12 protein-coding genes are annotated in these 16,540 nt (G+C 43.3%); 1 reads left to right on the plus strand and 11 read right to left on the minus strand.

The window, feature by feature from the left end; translation table 11 throughout:
* Positions 1-323: 323 nt before the first annotated feature.
* Entirely contained in the window at positions 324-707 is a 384-nt protein-coding gene (locus ACESZG_RS13625) for a cation:dicarboxylate symporter family transporter (protein WP_161234471.1), read from the plus strand.
* 84 nt (positions 708-791) lie between these two features.
* On the opposite strand, the gene ACESZG_RS13630 is transcribed toward ACESZG_RS13625, so the two are convergent.
* The 11 genes from ACESZG_RS13630 to ACESZG_RS13680 all read right to left on the minus strand — a co-directional run bounded on the left by ACESZG_RS13630 (position 792) and on the right by ACESZG_RS13680 (position 16,486).
* The gene (locus ACESZG_RS13630; protein WP_373218549.1) at positions 792-4,265 is read right to left on the minus strand and encodes an Ig-like domain-containing protein; all 3,474 of its coding nucleotides are present in this window, start codon (positions 4,263-4,265) and stop codon (positions 792-794) included.
* Positions 4,262-4,606, minus strand: a complete 345-nt coding sequence (locus ACESZG_RS13635) for a hypothetical protein (RefSeq protein ID WP_226840180.1) — start codon at positions 4,604-4,606, stop codon at positions 4,262-4,264. Before ACESZG_RS13635 ends, ACESZG_RS13630 begins: the two co-directional genes overlap by 4 nt.
* A 334-nt stretch (positions 4,607-4,940) precedes the next feature.
* Entirely contained in the window at positions 4,941-6,197 is a 1,257-nt protein-coding gene (locus ACESZG_RS13640) for an RNA-guided endonuclease InsQ/TnpB family protein (protein ID WP_373218551.1), read from the minus strand.
* 274 nt (positions 6,198-6,471) lie between these two features.
* Positions 6,472-9,753, minus strand: coding sequence for a hypothetical protein (locus ACESZG_RS13645; RefSeq protein ID WP_373218553.1), 3,282 nt, complete (start codon positions 9,751-9,753; stop codon positions 6,472-6,474).
* A 32-nt stretch (positions 9,754-9,785) separates the two neighbouring features.
* The gene (locus ACESZG_RS13650; RefSeq protein WP_025579052.1) at positions 9,786-10,094 is read right to left on the minus strand and encodes a hypothetical protein; all 309 of its coding nucleotides are present in this window, start codon (positions 10,092-10,094) and stop codon (positions 9,786-9,788) included.
* Between the two features lie 152 nt (positions 10,095-10,246).
* Positions 10,247-10,870, minus strand: coding sequence for a PrsW family glutamic-type intramembrane protease (locus ACESZG_RS13655; protein ID WP_186995302.1), 624 nt, complete (start codon positions 10,868-10,870; stop codon positions 10,247-10,249).
* Positions 10,867-11,493, minus strand: coding sequence for a hypothetical protein (locus ACESZG_RS13660; protein WP_055057709.1), 627 nt, complete (start codon positions 11,491-11,493; stop codon positions 10,867-10,869). Before ACESZG_RS13660 ends, ACESZG_RS13655 begins: the two co-directional genes overlap by 4 nt.
* Positions 11,477-11,845 carry a hypothetical protein gene (locus ACESZG_RS13665; RefSeq protein WP_020993919.1) on the minus strand — a complete coding sequence of 123 codons (369 nt, stop codon included), beginning with the start codon at positions 11,843-11,845 and terminating at the stop codon, positions 11,477-11,479. Before ACESZG_RS13665 ends, ACESZG_RS13660 begins: the two co-directional genes overlap by 17 nt.
* The gene (locus ACESZG_RS13670) at positions 11,832-12,464 is read right to left on the minus strand and encodes an RNA polymerase sigma factor (RefSeq protein WP_008703204.1); all 633 of its coding nucleotides are present in this window, start codon (positions 12,462-12,464) and stop codon (positions 11,832-11,834) included. Before ACESZG_RS13670 ends, ACESZG_RS13665 begins: the two co-directional genes overlap by 14 nt.
* A 292-nt stretch (positions 12,465-12,756) precedes the next feature.
* Complete coding sequence (gene rsmH / locus ACESZG_RS13675) at positions 12,757-13,812, minus strand: 16S rRNA (cytosine(1402)-N(4))-methyltransferase RsmH (protein ID WP_008703205.1); 1,056 nt, start codon at positions 13,810-13,812, stop codon at positions 12,757-12,759.
* A gap of 19 nt (positions 13,813-13,831) precedes the next feature.
* Positions 13,832-16,486: a heavy metal translocating P-type ATPase gene (locus ACESZG_RS13680; RefSeq protein ID WP_373218557.1), complete on the minus strand. Its 2,655-nt coding sequence runs from the start codon at positions 16,484-16,486 to the stop codon at positions 13,832-13,834.
* Between the last annotated feature and the right edge of the window lie 54 nt (positions 16,487-16,540).

Raw genomic sequence — 16,540 nt, forward strand, 5'->3', positions numbered from 1 at the left:
ATCTCCGAAAATAGAATTTAATCCCGCATAAAATCAAGGTGTGTTAGAATGTAGAATTTACTTTTTCATTCAAGCTCTAACTCATCACTACTGAAGTAACGAGAATGCGACGCGCGGTCATTCAACATTGCATCATCTGCCCTGTGATAAAGCTTATTCCATAAGTTTATTCCTTCTGTTCTATCTTTATTTTTTCTTCGCTGGTGCAGGATCAGTAAGCTCAGGAATCGCACCTCCTGCGATTACCCATAGATAAAGGCTGGCAACGGTACCATAAGGGGAATATCTTTTTCGGTATCGTTCAAACTTAGCCTTATCTATTCATAGATAAAAAGTTAATTAACTTTGGTGTTTCTATCGGACAAATCATTTTTATGCCAGGTGTGGCGATTCAGTTTTTTATTGTATCCCTATGTATTGGTCAGAGCTTTGGCACAGAGATAACCATCATCTGGATCATAACCTCCATTATAACCAGTACGATTCTGACAATTGCAACACCGCCAATCCCCGGCGGAGGTTTATCCTGTTATACCATTTTATTTACACAATTAGGAATCCCTTCTGCAGGAATTGCATTAGTGATCAGTATAGAGTTACTTATGGATGCATTTTTAACAGCCTGCAATCTTGCGTTTCTGCAGACAGAGCTTGTACTTTCTGCAAAAAAACTAAACTTGCTGGATGAAGAAAAACTGCGGAAATAATTTTCCTGTCATCTGAATATATAAAACATACGGCCACCGGATTAACTGGTGGCCGCATATATATTCAGATGATATCATGTTTTATCATTTCACAGTAACCGTCAGTGCTACATATACACCGTTTTGTGCATATACCCATATCGTACAGGTTCCTTTACCAACTGCCTGGATAAGCCCTTCCGGGGTGACAGTGGCTACTGCTGTATTGCAACTTTCATAGCAGAGTTTTCTGTGGTGTCTGATCTTTTTGTCCTTTTTTATTTCTTTTGCTGTGATCTGTGCTGTTTTTCCTTTTTTTAGGGTTATTTTTGAAACATTCTTTTTGTTTCCGATCTTAGTTACGGAAACAGATTTTGCAATTCCGTATTTGCTGCCCTGTGTGATTACATGTATGGAGACAGATGTATCAGTAACTACCTTTTTTCCATCTACTATCTTATATGCTTTTACGATATATTTATAGAAAGTGCCTTTTTTCAGGTTTTTATGTGTCCATGTACGTCCGTTCGTAATAGTGGCAAGCTTTTGGTATTTGTACGTCTTTGTATTTGTATTGCAGCGGTTTCCATATACCAAATATCCGTCCACACCATCAAGTTTACTCCATTCTAAGGTTATGGAAGTTTTCGTCTGGTTTACAGAACGGACTTTTAAGCGTCCGAACCCTTTTGTTTTGTTAATTACAGGCTCATCAGGAATCTTCACTGTGATCGTTATTGAAGCTGTGTTTTTTCCATCCTCTGTAGTTACTGTAATTATTGCCATTCCATTTCCGATTGCTGTTACTTTACCATTCTCATCTACAGCAGCGATCATTTCATTTTCAGATTTCCAGATCAGTTTCTGGGCGTCTGCGTTCTCAGGTTCGATCTTAACTTTCAATTCTGTGGATTCACCAAGCTTCGTCAGTGTTTCCTTCTCTGCTTCAATCGAGATCTTCTCAATTTCTACAGGAATTTTTACGGTTACGGCTACGGTTGCGGTGTAATTTCCGCTTACGGATGTGACTGTGATCGTAGCTGTTCCATTTCCAACTGCAGTTACTTTACCCTTTTCGTCTACAGTTACCACATTTTCGTCACTGGACTTCCATTTTACCCGCGTATTATCTGCATAAGACGGAATTACCTCAGCGGTAAGCTGTGCAGTTTCATCTTTTCTGTTAAGAGTAAGTGTATCCGGAGATACCTTAATACCTGTTACCGGGTAACTTGGGATATAGATTGCCGGGATTGTTGCCGTTTCTTTGTATCCACAAACCTTACAGTTTCTTTCCTTCTCTCCTTCCACTCCGATTGATGCCTGCTTTATTACTGTCCAGCCATCAAATTGATGTGCTTCCTGTGCTGTATCCTCATTTCCAATGCTGCAGTGCTTCCAGTGGTTTGTTTTATCAGACTGCCAGGAATAAGAATGTTCAAACGCAGGAATTACAATAGATGCTGTTTCTTTAGATGTCGCTCCTGCTTGACTTGTAGCTGTTACCTCCACCTTATAGGTTCCCGCCTCAGAGACTGTAAGAGTTCCTCCTGTCTGACCATCCAGAGTCTGATTATCTTTATACCATTGATAGCTGTACGTAATGCCTTTATCGTCAAGCACATGCGTTGCCTTTGCCGTTAAAACAATTTTAGAAGACGGACAGCCTTTTTCTTTATCCGCTGAAACTTGGACTATTGGCTTTACCAGAGCCCATACTTCCCGTACTATCATATTGTCTGTGATCTCAGAAGCAGGATCCCAGGTAGTATTGTCACTTACATTAAGCCATCCAGTTCTTACGTAACCAGGTATCACTGCCGCTTTAGGAACATCATTTGGACTCACTTTTTCTCCCTTTATAAGATAAATACTTTTTTCTGGATTAAGCACAGGAAAAGCAGTAATGTCAGCAAAAGTCCTCAATCTAACATTAACTTTAACTACCCATTTTAAAGTTGCTCCTTTTTTTACCAGCTCCCTGTTACTGCCTTCTTTAGAACAAAAGTGTGACTGATAATTCTTGGCTATAGATTCACTATCATATATAACTACTGACGTATCTGGATCGTCACCATATATAGGACTTACTAAAATAGGTTTGTTTACGTTAAATGAATCGTCCACATGAATAAGCGGACTATAATTTTTGCTGTCTGCAGCACAATAATCATCGGCAAGTGTTACGCTTCCCGTTATTACCGGACTGCCGCTAAGATACAGATCTGCGAAACCGGTATCTTCAGTCAGATTCGGATCCTCCCCCATCAAGACGATCGCATTTTCTTCAAGATTCTCTCCTGTTCCACTGTAATTATGTGCTATCGTTCCACCGAAAATTTCCACTTTCATATCATCTCGAGTTCCCTTAGAACATATAGCGAAAATACCGGCTCCGCTTTCATTCGCACAATTGTCGCTGATAGTTCCACCTTCTATATTAAGCAGACAACTACCAGCTTTCGTTCCCTCTGTGTATATCGCACCGCCTTTTGTTGCCTGATTATCATTGATTCCACCTTCCTTTATGTAAATGCTTGCTTGGTCCAAATATATTCCACCTCCATATGTTGCACGATGTCCACTGATTCGACCTCCATTAATATAAACATTTCCCCCATTCGCATATATTCCACCGCCTTTTGTTGCCTGACTGTCAATGATTTGACCTCCGTTTATGTTAATACTTGAGTTATCCGCATATATTCCACCGCCATACGTTGCACTATGTCCACTGATTATACCTTCATACACATTGACAGTTGCATTTTTCGCATATATTTCACCGCCATGCTTAACTGTGTTCTGCGTATCTCCCTGGATTTTACCACCATTCAGATTTAAAGTACCTTGTGATACATAAATACAACTTTTTCCCAGGAACGATTCAATCCTAGTACCTTTCCCTATAGTCAACGTTCCAGTCACCCTAATAGGATCATTAGAGAACTGGCAAGACCTACCATCCGGTGTTTCGTTATATATTTTTATATTATTTAGCGTTACATCACCACTTATATACAGCATACCTAACATATTGCTTTTTCCCGGGCGAAATGTCACATTGCTCAGTGTCATTTGACTATCGACCGTCACAGGATTAAGGAGATAAATAACACCATTTTGTGCAACAAGCCCTAATGCTTTCGAAAGAGTTTGTACAGCAGCCGTATCACTCTCTCCAGTATTATTATTGTTTCCCCGTGTCGGATCCAGGTAAACAACCGCTTTTTCTTCTGTCTGCGCAGCCGGAACACTGTCATCGTAAAAATCGCTTACAACTTCTGCATCATTTCCGCTGGAAAATCTCGCAGACTCCGCATCCCCATAGTCTTCTTCCATAAAAAGGGGATCCTGAAACTCTGTCAATTCTTTCTCAATACAGTCCGAATCCCCCATTGTATCTCCGCAGTTCGTATCAGACTCCACATCAACTGCCGGAATCTCTGCATTCCCGGAGATTATCGACTGGCTGTCATCTGTAAAAGTGTCTGCCAATACCGGAGTTACCGCCATCGTTGCGGACATAACGATACTCAATGCCCATGAGACAGTTTTTTTGAAACACTTTTTCTTCATACTTCCACCTTTCCTTTCTTTAATACATGATCTTCTACGTCTTGACTCTTTTGTCCTCTTTTTCTGAATTTGATACATAATGCGGTAATCACGACTGCCACAGTAAAGGAAATGACAGCCACCAACACATAACCGCCTGCGTCCTCATGCAGCAGGATTGTACCGTACATTCCCGTAACGTTTATTGGCTTGTTTTGCATTATCCCCATTGCTCCCACGAGAGACAGGAATAACAGGGTACACAGAACAGACAGCCGGCAGACTGTGCGCCGCTCCTGGCGGCGGTGGTATTCATGCATTCGCTTTTTTACCAATTCAATACGCTTTTCTGTATCATACATACCTTCCATCCTCCTTTCATAAAAAAGTCCTAAAAAGTCTTTCACTTATATAGGTACAAAAAAAGCGAAAAACTCTCACCTGAAAATTAAATTTTTTCAAAAAAATTTGAGAGCTGCCGAAACAGCTCCCAAAAGAGAAAAATCAGGTTATATTATTGTATCGAAACTGCGGAAGATCTGCCCTGTTTTTTATATATTCAGATGACATCGTTTTATCATTCCACTGTAACATGTGAATTACTCGGCAACTGAGTTACCAGGGCATCTGAATTAAGGCGGGATACCGCCTTTTTCAGGGTGCATCCATGGCACCACTACTGTTTGCTCTTTAGAGCTATACAGCTACTTTTATTATTTCCGGTGTTTTCAGTCCGGTTACGGACAGTTCTTTTTTTACTCCGGATACGGAGTGATATTTTCTCAGGATATTATATGCGCCTACCGCATCTGCATTATAGACTCTGTTTCCATCCCTATATGATCCTCTCTCTTTCCGGTTGGACGGTTCCGCATATCTTTTCCCTACTTCCGGTGACAGCGGACTGCACTGGCTGGTATAACTTTCTTCCTGTTTTACAAAACGGATCCCATATCTTTTCAGCTTATATTCCAGCATGATGTAGATCCTGTTATACGGCAGGCTGTGGAACTTCTGGTTTGTCCTGTGTCCCAGGTCTTTTTCTCTCCGGATGTTCCGGATATCCCCTGTAACGACACAGATGATCCCCTGTTCCCGGCAGTATTCTGCAACATATCTTGTAATCTTGTGCAGATAATCCGTTACTGAGTCTTGTTTTCTCTTATATAACTTCCTGATATGTTTTGACGTGACCGGATGTTTGACTCCCTTTTCGGACTGCTGTCCATACCACTGGGCCTGCACCCCTGCGATCTCTTTATGGAAATATCTTTCCAATTCAAGGTACTTTCTGCCCAGGATAAACGTCTTCCCATTTTCGGAATCATAACACGTCATAAGGTTATGAAGCCCCAGATCAATAGACAGTTCATGTCCGTTCTGTGGAAGTTCTTCCTGGTCAGGGATCTCATAAACAACAATAATTTTACAGTTTCCCTTCTCCGGCGGGTAGATCCGCAGCTGTTTGATCTGATCCATGCCCCTGAAAATCTTATTTTCAAGGTAAAGAAAGTTTTCATGGATCTGATACGTTTCTTCCATATATTTTTTTAATGCCTTTGGAAGGGACAGGCGGACTCTGTCCGTATCCCGCTCATGCACGATCCCCATCTGCATATAGGTAATGGGGATACTTTCCTGCTTAAACCGCGGCGGTCTGGGAGTCTCAATCCCTCCGGATCTTTTCAGGGCGTAAAAAGACTTCCATGCCTTGTCCAGCAGCTTACAGACTTCCTGGGCGGTCTGGGACGGGAGCTGTTTATACCACAGATTCTCTTTATGGGCTTTTTTCTGATAATACCAGTCCGGATACTGCTCCATCCCAGTTTCTTTGTAATGCTGACGCTCGTAATTACAGACATTCCAGAGCTTGGATGCTGCATAGCACATATGTCCGATGAGATTCGCATATTCCCGGCTGACCTTTATGGATGTTTTCTTTGACAGCAGCATTTCCTCTCCTCCATCGTATCAGTAAGCTTTGCTCTGATGTTTGATGTACCTGCGAATACGATTTTCTCCCTGCATTTAATATCTTCTGTTGGTATTTTTTACTGTCCACACCATGGGATAATTAATATTACACACAAGCACAACAATATGTATGATTATTTTTCATACATATATCATAGCATAATATTAAAGATTCAGCAACAAAATATCGAACATATTTTCTTTTTAAATTGAATTGCCGAGGATTCCCGCTTTTTATCCTAAGAAAGAGAACCTATTTCTTTGTCTTGAATTTCTTCATTGTGGAATATGGACTGTAAACTCTGGACTTGTTCTTGGAGGTTCTATTCCAGGAACGTACCGTCACATACCAGGTGCCTTTCTTTACATTTTTAAAGGTTACAGTTACGGTATTTTTGCCTTCTGTACGTTTCAGATATTTCTTAACCGGATATTTCTCACCTGCGGAAGTCTTATATTTGTTTCCAAGCAGGATTTCGTAACCTGTGGCATTTTTGCATTTTGTGTAAGTAACAGTCACAGTGTTTCCTTCTACAGTAATATTCTTGATCTTTGGCTGCTGTGGTGTGACAACAGTGATCTTGATCTTCTTGATCTTTGTCCAGGAACCATAGACCTTATTGCCCTGTGCATCCAGAACCCAGCTTCGGGCTGCCACATACCAGGTACCTTTTGAAAGATATCTGAAAGATGCCTGTGGCTTGCCGGATGAGGAAACTGTTTTGCTGAACTTTCCGGTTTTGAGCATATCTGATTTCTTGCTGATCACGAAGTCATAACCCTGAGCACCGGCACATCCTTTGGCAAGTTTGACAGTAAGCTTGTTTCTGTCAATGGAGTAGCTGGAAATCTTTGTGTCGGCAGGTCGCAGGTATGTACCGTTTTCATCTGTGATACTTCCGTCTGTGTGAATAACTCTGCCATTGAGGGATTCTGTACCAAATGCTATGAAATAATCCTGTCCTTTGGAAAGGGTAAAGTCAGCATATGGAATACTGTCCTCAAATGCACCGCCTACAGTTACCGTCTGGATACACTGCAGAACCCCGTTCTCAACATCATACCAGAACAGATTTGCCATAAGCCCTGCACAGGAGGCATCTGCTTTTACAGAAAGCACAGCCGGGAAATCAAAAGCTCCGTTTCTTCCAAGGTGGAAACCGAAATCATTCTGGTTTGTGGAGATCAGGCTGTATAATGCTGCCGGGATATATTCTGCTGTGTTTGTAACAGAAAGATCGGTATCTGCAGGTGTTTCTGCTGTAATGGAAGTACCGTTAATCTTCCAGATGAAACCATTCTCCATATCAAGATTCAGGGAAATATCTTTTCCTTTTATCCCGGATAAAACGGAAGCAGGAAGTGTCCTGGCACCATTCATGATAATGGAGATGGTATCTTTTTCTTTGGATGTCTTGATCAGATCATTAACAGTATCCCAGCTTTTCTTCTGGAAACTTCCCTCAATGTAAGGTTCCCCGTCACCAAGCTTTCCGAGATTTTTTGTATCCTGATGTTTGCATCGTTTACAGGTGTAAGTTATGATTCCGTCAGTTTCTGTAGTTGGTTCTGTAGTGATAACGCCGTTGTCATAGTCATGGCCGTATGCGGAAATGGTATAACCATAGGAAAGTGTTTCATTACAGTCTGTGCAGTAGGTATCTCCGCTATACCCGCTGGAAGTACAGGATGGAGAGGAGTAATAACGTCCGGCGGTGTGTTCGTGCGTGCATTGACTTCTGATGATTGTGTAAGTAATAGATTCTTTTTCGTAATTCCCCTTATCGTCGCCATTGTAAATTGCGGTAGCTGTAATGGGTTTTCCAACTTGTAATTCCTGATCAGGATTAACATTGTTATCCCATTTCCAGTCAGCCGAAAAAGGATTGGTAATGTCTCTGATCTTTTTACAGGACCATAGAACGAATATAGGAGTTTCATTAGAATCTGCTCCTGGTGCTACAGGGGCTTTTTCAATAGTAAATGTCCATTTTGGACTTACTAATCCTTTATGTGCAAAATAGGATTTACTTGCCTCTATCTCAGCCTTTACGGTATATGTGCCTGCATTTACAGGAACACCTTGGAGTGGTTGAGTGTTCTCATTGATATCATTGTAGTTACCTTTATAATATACCAATGAGATTTTTCTGTTATTTTCATGTGTAGGTTTAAATTTAAACTTCAATGAGGCTTCTTTAGGCTGACCATCGTAAATAAGATTTACAGGGGACTTAAATATAAAATCATTAACAACTTGAGCAGCTTTAAATGTGTTGGTAACGGTGTCGAATGAATAATTCCGTGTTCGAAATTCTGAACTGTTTTCTGGGGCAAGTATAATCAAATAGCTGTTTGTAGAATTGCTTTCGAGCTTGGGTAGCCAAACATACAGATTAGTGTCATCAGGGTCGAGAGAGGAATGGTTTACAGGCTTCCAATTCCATACCCTAGAACCTGTTCCAGTTTTGATTGTTACGTTCGCATTTTCGGGATTTTCAATAGTACAACAGTAAACCTCTTTCCCTTCGTTTGTTGGGGAACCGGATACAGAAGAGGCTTTTACCGAGCCGCCATTAATGGTAATATCACTGCCACTGCCGCCGTAACTGCCGCCACCAATTCCGGCACCATCCGTAGAACTAGCAGTTACAGAACTACTCTTAATGGTAATATCACTGCCACTGCCGCCGTAACCGCCGCCACCAATTCCGGCACCATCCGTAGAACTAGCAGTTACAGAACTACTCTTAATGGTAATATCACTGCCAGCGCGTTGCTTGCTGCCACCAATTCCAGCACCATACTTAGAACTAGCAATTACAGAACAACTATCAATAATAATATTACTGCAAGAGCCGGTGCCGTAATAGCCGCCACCAATTCCGGCGCCATCCCCATCGATACTACGAGCATTTAAGATTCCTGCAGTAGCGTCTGAATTATTGGTTTTTATTATAAGCTGAGCTTTGTTATCTTTCTGTAAACCGGCACACCTGTTATCCTTTGTTATAAGACTATTTGTGCCTGTTAAATGGATAGTGACTGCAGCCTCCACATTTCTCATTATTCGCAGTGCCGAATCAACACTTGTATTGATACTTACGTTAATAAGATAAATGTTGATTTTGTCTTTCGCCGAAATATTTGCTCCATCAACCACAATTCTATTTCCTGTTTCCTGGCTACATATGAATTTGTGATCTCCTGCCGAACTTATAGTATAAACTCCATTCACAACTTTATTGCTCGTAGTTAAATCAATTTCTCCAGCTTGTTCATTTTCCGCAGCAGCCATTGCCTCATCGGGGGCATCATTAAATTCAGGAACCTCGTCTGAACTGAATACAGACAGTTCCTCATCTGTCTCTCCTGCCGCTTCCAGCTCCTCATTGGTAAAAATCTCCGGAGTTTCTTCCTCAGACACTACATCCTGATTTCCGGAAGTAAATTCTTCCGCAAATATGGTCTGGGGGGGCATATTTGTAGAACACAATGCAAGTGCCAGAATCCCGGCTAATAACTTTTTCCTCATGCTTTCCACCTTTCCTTTCTTTATACATGATCTTATGCGTCTTGACTCTTTTGTCCTCTTTTTCTGAATTTGATACATAATGCGGTAATCACGACTGCCACATTAAAGGAAATGACAGCCACCAACACATAGCCGCCTGCGTCCTCATGCAGCAGAATTGTGCCGTACATTCCCGTAACGTTTATTGGCTGGCTTTGCATTATCCCCGTTGCTCCCACAAGAGACAGGAATAACAGGGTACACAGAACAGACAGCCGGCAGACTGCGCGCCGCTCCTGGCGGCGGTGGTATTCATGCATTCGCTTTTTTACCAATTCGATACGGGTTTTGGTATCGTACATACCTTCCAACCTCCTTTCACAAAAAAGTCCTAAAAAGTCTTTCACTTATATAGGTACAAAAAAAGCGAAAAACTCTCACCTGAAAATCAAATTTTTTCAAAAAAATTTGAGAGCTGCCGAAACAGCTCCCAAAAGCGGAAAATCAGGTTATATTATTGTATCGAACTGCGGAAAATCAGTTTTCCCGCTGTCAGGATCAGTACAGGCAGCAGATAAGCAATATACTGTGCTGCACCGCCGTAGGCGATCAGGAGATTATAAATTGCATGAAAGGTGATTGCCGCTCCCAGCAGGCCGCAGGTTCCGGCAATCTTCAGCCATGTTCTCTGCCACACATATGCAAGACCACCGCCGACAATGGCACCACAGATCACGTGCATGGCTCCTGTTCCAATACCCCGGAAGAAAATAAAAGAAAAATGACCGGCTCCGTTTTGGATCAGATAGCAGACATTCTCAAATGTGGCAAAGGAAAGAGCTGTGATCACAGCGGCATTTTTGATTCGCTCCGCTTTTGGCTCAAATATCAGCAGATAAAAGAGCAATGGCAGAAGTTTCATCACTTCCTCCACCACCGGGGCGATCTCTGTGGTAGCTGCAAAGGTGTCCGCTCTGTAAAGTGCAGCGAAAAAGGTGTTGATGTATGCGGAAAGCAGACATGCACCCATCCCGGCAAAGCAGAACAGAAAGAATTTTCTCTGCCGCTTTCCCATACACAGCGCGGCAATCAGCAGGGGCGAAGCCATGCAAAGAAATACATTTTCAATATATGTCATGCCTGCACCGCCTTTCCTGTGGCTGGCAGCAGCGCAAACAGGCTGCCTGTAAGCAGAAAATCAAACCAGCAATAGGGAGCGGAAATGGAATAGCCCGGCCACAGGCAGCCAGAGATCCAAAGGACATACTCCACCGCCACATAGCACAGTACTCCAATGTGGAAATACCGCATCTTACACGCTGTTCCCGTCTGTATCTGTGCATAAGCAAGACCCCGAATGGAATGATAAGAAACAACGATCATCATGCCACACCAGAGCAGATTGGAAAGAATATCTCCAAAGGTACAGTAAAACACACAAAGCGGAATACCGGTCAAAGGGGCGATCAGGGCTTTTCCTGTCGAAAATCTTCTTTCCTCATCAGAAGAAAGGGTGTATTGCAGAAGATAAAGGAAAATCACACTGGCTACCCAGCCGAACTCTGACACATAAAAGACCTGCGGTGTTTCAGAAAACAGAAGCAGATACAGCGTCCAGTAAAGAGAGCCAAGGGCAAAGCAACCGTAAAAGCAGGTCAGCAGGAAACAGGTCTGTTTTCGATCTTTCAGATACCAGATACCACTTAGACAAAAGCCCAGCAGGGTGACAGCGAATTGAAAAAGATTACTGATCAGCTCCATCCCCATTGTCCCCCTTTTGTTCCTCCGTCTGCTCCTCTTTGTTCAGCTGGCGGATGCGGAAGCACAGAATAGTCACGCAAACGCCGAGAATAAAAGCCAACAGTCCGATTACCATATATCCCAGTGCAGTGCCGCCGCCTAAAATTGTTGCTGCCGTTTCAAAGCCGGAAGAAGTACCGGGCGTAATCTGTCCGACAATACCTGGCATGACAAAGGAAACACCAACGATCACTGCAAGGCATGCCGCTATGCAGAATGCGGAGACAATCCGTCTGTGCCGCAGTCTCTGCTGTCGTTCTTTTTCCTCAATACGCCGTTTTACCTCAACAATCCGTTCCTCATTTTTCAACATCTGTAATACCCTCCCGTTGCAATAATCCACGTAAACGCTCTTTTCCCCGGTACACCATATTTGTGATTTGCTTTACACTTTTCCCCATGACCTCAGCTGCCTGTTGATAGCTCATACCCTCAAAATAGGTCAGATAAAGAGCTTCCCGATAATCTGAATTTAACTCGTCCATGCAGAGATGCAGGATCTGATTTCGTTCCTTTGTGCGGATGACCTCCTCCACCAGTGTCTGCGCCTCCGGTTCTCTGGTCAGGTCGTCAAGACTGAAGATAATCCGCCGTCTGCTTTTGTGGCGTAAAGCCATGTGCCGCGCCGCTTTATAGAGATAAGCCTTAAAACATCCATCCCGGATGCGGGGCTTTTTCGTAAACAGCCAGGAAAAGGTTTCCATCATTAAGTCCTCCGCTTCATGGACATCATGCAGATAACCATCGATGTATAAGGTCAATGGGTCGCCGTATTTTTTTATCAATAGTTCAAGTCCTGTCTCGTCACCGCTCAGATATTGCCCATAAAGCTCTTCATCAGTAGCCATACCGTTCAATTCCTTTCCCCATATTACTCCTCTGTTGTCAGGTGTAATCTCCGGGCTTCTTTCCTTCGTTCTTTTAATAAGCATAGTATACTTTTGTTTACAAAATACGTCAATTGTTCATAGTTCATAGCAATTCTATAAAATAATGCAACTTTGTATACTTTCCTGTGTTATCTGATTTCTTACAGTGGACAGTGCAAAAGAACTGTCCGTAACCGGACTGAAAACACCGGAAATAATAAAAGCAGCTGTATAGCTCTAAAGAGCAAACAGTAGTGGCGCCATGGATGCACCATGAAAAAAGGCGGTATCCCGCCTTTTTTCAGATGCTCTGGTAACTCAGTTACCGAGTAATTCACAAACATTTATTAGAACTTTATTCAGCCTTTATAGCCCAGCGCATCTTTGTGGAACGAGCTCTTGGGTTCTGTGTGCACTCTTTGGCTGAGGGGCGGATCACATCTTTTGCATAGTCAGAATAAATTCCATCTTTGTATCCTGCCTTGAGAGCTTTCTTTACCAGCTTGTCCTCACCGGAATGAAAGGTAAGGATTGCCACTCGTCCGCCCGGACGCAAAGCATCCGGAAGCTTCTCCATAAATTCATACAGTACTTCGAACTCATGGTTAACATCAATACGCAATGCCTGGAAGGTTCGCTGGCAGGTTTTCTTAATTGTCTCTTTCTTTTCCTTTTCAGGAAGGAAATCAAGAGTTTTTTCGATTACCTGACGCAGTTTTGTGGTAGTATCAATATGATTGCCTCTGCGGATCTCATCGGTAATGGCTTTGGCGAGTTCCTCACAGTATGGTTCATCAGAATTTTCACAGAGCATTCCCGCAAGCTCCTCTCTGGAAATGGTATCCAGACGCTGGGCTGCACTGATGCCGGTTTCCTGATTCAGGCGCAGATCCAGAGGTCCGTCTGTTTTAAAAGAGAAACCTCTTTTGGGGTTATCAATCTGCATGGATGAAACACCGAGATCTGCCAGAATAAAGTCAAATCCTCCAACCTCTTTGGCAATCTCATCAATGGTGCAGAAGTTCTGAAGCTTTACTGTCAGCAGTTCTTCCCCGAATCCCTGCTCTGCCAGACGTTTCTTTGTTTTGGCGGATTCCTCAGGGTCTACATCTGTTGCATAAATATGGCCCTTGCCATTCAGACACTGAAGCATTGCTTTCGTATGGCCGCCATAGCCCAATGTGGCATCAAATCCGGTTTCGCCCGGCTGGATATTAAGAAAATCAAGGATTTCCTTAACCATAATGGAGATATGCATTCCCGCCGGGGTATTTCCTTTCTGAATCACGTGTTCAATGGTATCTTTATATTTCTCAGGCTGTAATTCCTTGTATTTCTCCTCGAATTTCTTCGGATATTTTCCTTTATAACGGACACGCCTTTTATGTGGTGTCTGGTTCTGGTTTTCCATAAAATCCCCTTTTTGTTTTTTATTCCTGTGTGATACCGGTTACTTCATAGCCGGCTTCTTTGATCACTTCGCGGATCTTATCCTCGTCCAGTTTTTCCGGAGCATGGATCACTGTGGTTCCTTTTTCATGGGAGGAAACTACATCTTCCACTCCAAATGCCTCTTTTACTGCCTTTGTCACATGTGCTTCACAATGTCCACACATCATTCCTGTTACGTTTACTGTGATTGTTGTCATTTCTTTGTTCTCCTTGTTTTCTTTTATATTTTCCTGATCTTTTGGATCATGAATTTCACTGTTGCAAAAGTCTGGATTCTCTGCCTTTAGACTTTTGTTTTCTGTTACATTTTTCATTTCTGCATTAGCTGAAATGTAATGGATTTCTTCCACATTCTGTTTTATTTTTTTGTCTCTGGAAGCATCATGTACCTTAAAGAGATTCAGTCTCAGTGCATTGGTTACCACACAGAAACTAGAAAGGCTCATGGCAGCTGCACCAAACATGGGGTTCAGTGTCCATCCGAAAATCGGAATCCATACACCGGCTGCCAGTGGAATACCGATCACATTGTAGAAGAATGCCCAGAAAAGATTCTCATGGATATTTCTCAATGTTGCCCGGCTTAAACGTATGGCAGCAGGTACATCACTGAGCCGGCTCTTCATTAATACCACATCTGCGGCATCAATGGCAACATCTGTTCCTGCACCGATCGCGATACCGATGTCTGCCCTGGTAAGTGCAGGGGCATCATTGATTCCGTCTCCTACCATGGCAACCTTTCCCTGTTCCTTCAGAGAACGGATCACACTTTCCTTGCCATCCGGAAGAACACCTGCAATTACATCGTCCACTCCTGCCTGTGCTCCGATCGCTTTTGCTGTGCGTTCATTATCACCGGTAAGCATTACTACCCGGATTCCCATGTTCTGCAGTTCTTTTATTGCCTGAGGGCTGTCTTCTTTGATAACATCTGCCACTGCAATCATGCCGAGAAACTTCCCGCCTTTTGCAAAAAGAAGTGGTGTTTTTCCTTCTTCTGCCAGCTTTTGGGCTTTTGAAATCAATTCTGATGATACAGATGTCTCATTGCTGATAAATTTCATATTTCCGCCTGTAAGCACGTCACTGTTTAATACTGCACGAAGGCCGTTTCCCGGAAGAGCCTGAAAATCAGAAACCTCCTGCAAGACAGTCTTTTTCTCCTCTGCTCTGGCAATAATGGATTTCGCAAGAGGATGTTCACTCTTCTTCTCAAGTGCATAGGCACAGCCTAAAAGTTCTTCCTCTGAGATTCCCTCTGCAGGGATCATATCTGTCACCTGCGGTTCACCCTTTGTGATAGTTCCTGTCTTATCTAATGCAACCATCTGGATCTTACCTGCTTCCTCCAGGGATACTGCTGTTTTAAACAGGATTCCGTTTTTGGCTCCCATTCCGTTTCCTACCATGATGGCAACCGGTGTGGCAAGTCCAAGGGCACAGGGACAACTGATGACCAGAACAGAAATACCTCTGGCAAGTGCATATCCGAACTCTTTTCCTGCCAACAGCCAGACAATGGTGGTGACAACCGCAATACTGATAACTGCCGGAACAAAAACTCCGGAAACCCTGTCTGCGATTTTGGCAATAGGCGCTTTTGTTGCAGCCGCATCACTGACCATCTTAATAATCTGGGAAAGAGTAGTGTCCTCGCCTACCCGGGTTGCCTCACATCGGATAAACCCGGACTGGTTTACAGTTGCAGCAGAGACTGCATCTCCCGGATTCTTGTCCACAGGAATACTCTCCCCTGTAAGTGCAGCCTCATTGACCGCACTGTTTCCTCCAAGGACCACTCCGTCCACCGGAATGTTTTCACCGGGATGTACCACAAAAACATCACCTTTTCGGACCTGTTCGATGGGCACCGTAGCTTCCTGTCCGTCCCGGACAACAACTGCTGTCTTAGGTGCCAGTTTCATCAGACCTTTCAGCGCATCCGTTGTCTTTCCCTTAGATCGGGCTTCCAGCATTTTTCCAACTGTAATCAGGGTAAGGATCATGGCTGCAGATTCAAAATAGAACTCCATCATGTAATTCATAACTGCTGCCGAATCTCCGTCCACCTGTGCCCTTGTCATTGCAAAAAGTACATAAACACTCCACAAAAAGGATGCCATGGAGCCAAGTGCCACAAGGGTATCCATATTTGGTGCACGATGCCACAGACTCTTAAATCCGCTGATAAAAAATTTCTGGTTAATGACCATTATGATTCCGGCAAGAAGAAGCTGCATCAGTCCCATGGCAATATGATTATCATTAAACCATGCCGGAAGAGGCCAGCCCCACATCATATGTCCCATGGAAAAATACATCAGCACAAGCAGAAAGCCTACAGATGCGATCAGCCTTCGTTTCAGTGCAGGTGTTTCATGGTCTTCCAGTGCTTCCTCTGCCGCAGAAGCAGATATCTGCTCCCCGGATGCCCCCTTTAAGGATGCTCCATAACCTGCATCCTGTACAGCCTTGATGACCGCACCTGCACCGGCAGTTCCTTCTACTCCCATGGAGTTAGTCAGCAGACTGACCGAACAGGATGTCACACCCGGAACCTTGGATACGGCCTTCTCCACTCTGCTGCTACAGGCCGCACAACTCATTCCGGTTACATTGTATTGTTCCATTTCTATTCCTCCTTACGACTTGTTGTCCCTTACCTGATATCCCCTGCTCTGCTG

This window comes from Blautia sp. Marseille-P2398 (assembly GCF_964240315.1).
Taxonomy (GTDB): Bacteria; Bacillota; Clostridia; order Lachnospirales; family Lachnospiraceae; genus Blautia_A; species Blautia_A wexlerae.

Excerpts from the sequence above, each read along its gene's own strand:
- ACESZG_RS13665 (WP_020993919.1), bottom strand. The coding sequence starts at position 11,845 with ATGTTGAAAAATGAGGAACGGATTGTTGAGGTAAAACGGCGTATTGAG.
- ACESZG_RS13630 (WP_373218549.1), bottom strand. The coding sequence starts at position 4,265 with ATGAAGAAAAAGTGTTTCAAAAAAACTGTCTCATGGGCATTGAGTATC.
- ACESZG_RS13655 (WP_186995302.1), bottom strand. The coding sequence starts at position 10,870 with ATGACATATATTGAAAATGTATTTCTTTGCATGGCTTCGCCCCTGCTG.
- ACESZG_RS13660 (WP_055057709.1), bottom strand. The coding sequence starts at position 11,493 with ATGGAGCTGATCAGTAATCTTTTTCAATTCGCTGTCACCCTGCTGGGC.
- ACESZG_RS13645 (WP_373218553.1), bottom strand. The coding sequence starts at position 9,753 with ATGAGGAAAAAGTTATTAGCCGGGATTCTGGCACTTGCATTGTGTTCT.
- rsmH (WP_008703205.1), bottom strand. The coding sequence starts at position 13,812 with ATGGAAAACCAGAACCAGACACCACATAAAAGGCGTGTCCGTTATAAA.
- ACESZG_RS13670 (WP_008703204.1), bottom strand. The coding sequence starts at position 12,464 with ATGCTTATTAAAAGAACGAAGGAAAGAAGCCCGGAGATTACACCTGAC.
- ACESZG_RS13650 (WP_025579052.1), bottom strand. The coding sequence starts at position 10,094 with ATGTACGATACCAAAACCCGTATCGAATTGGTAAAAAAGCGAATGCAT.
- ACESZG_RS13640 (WP_373218551.1), bottom strand. The coding sequence starts at position 6,197 with ATGCTGCTGTCAAAGAAAACATCCATAAAGGTCAGCCGGGAATATGCG.
- ACESZG_RS13680 (WP_373218557.1), bottom strand. The coding sequence starts at position 16,486 with ATGGAACAATACAATGTAACCGGAATGAGTTGTGCGGCCTGTAGCAGC.
- ACESZG_RS13635 (WP_226840180.1), bottom strand. The coding sequence starts at position 4,606 with ATGTATGATACAGAAAAGCGTATTGAATTGGTAAAAAAGCGAATGCAT.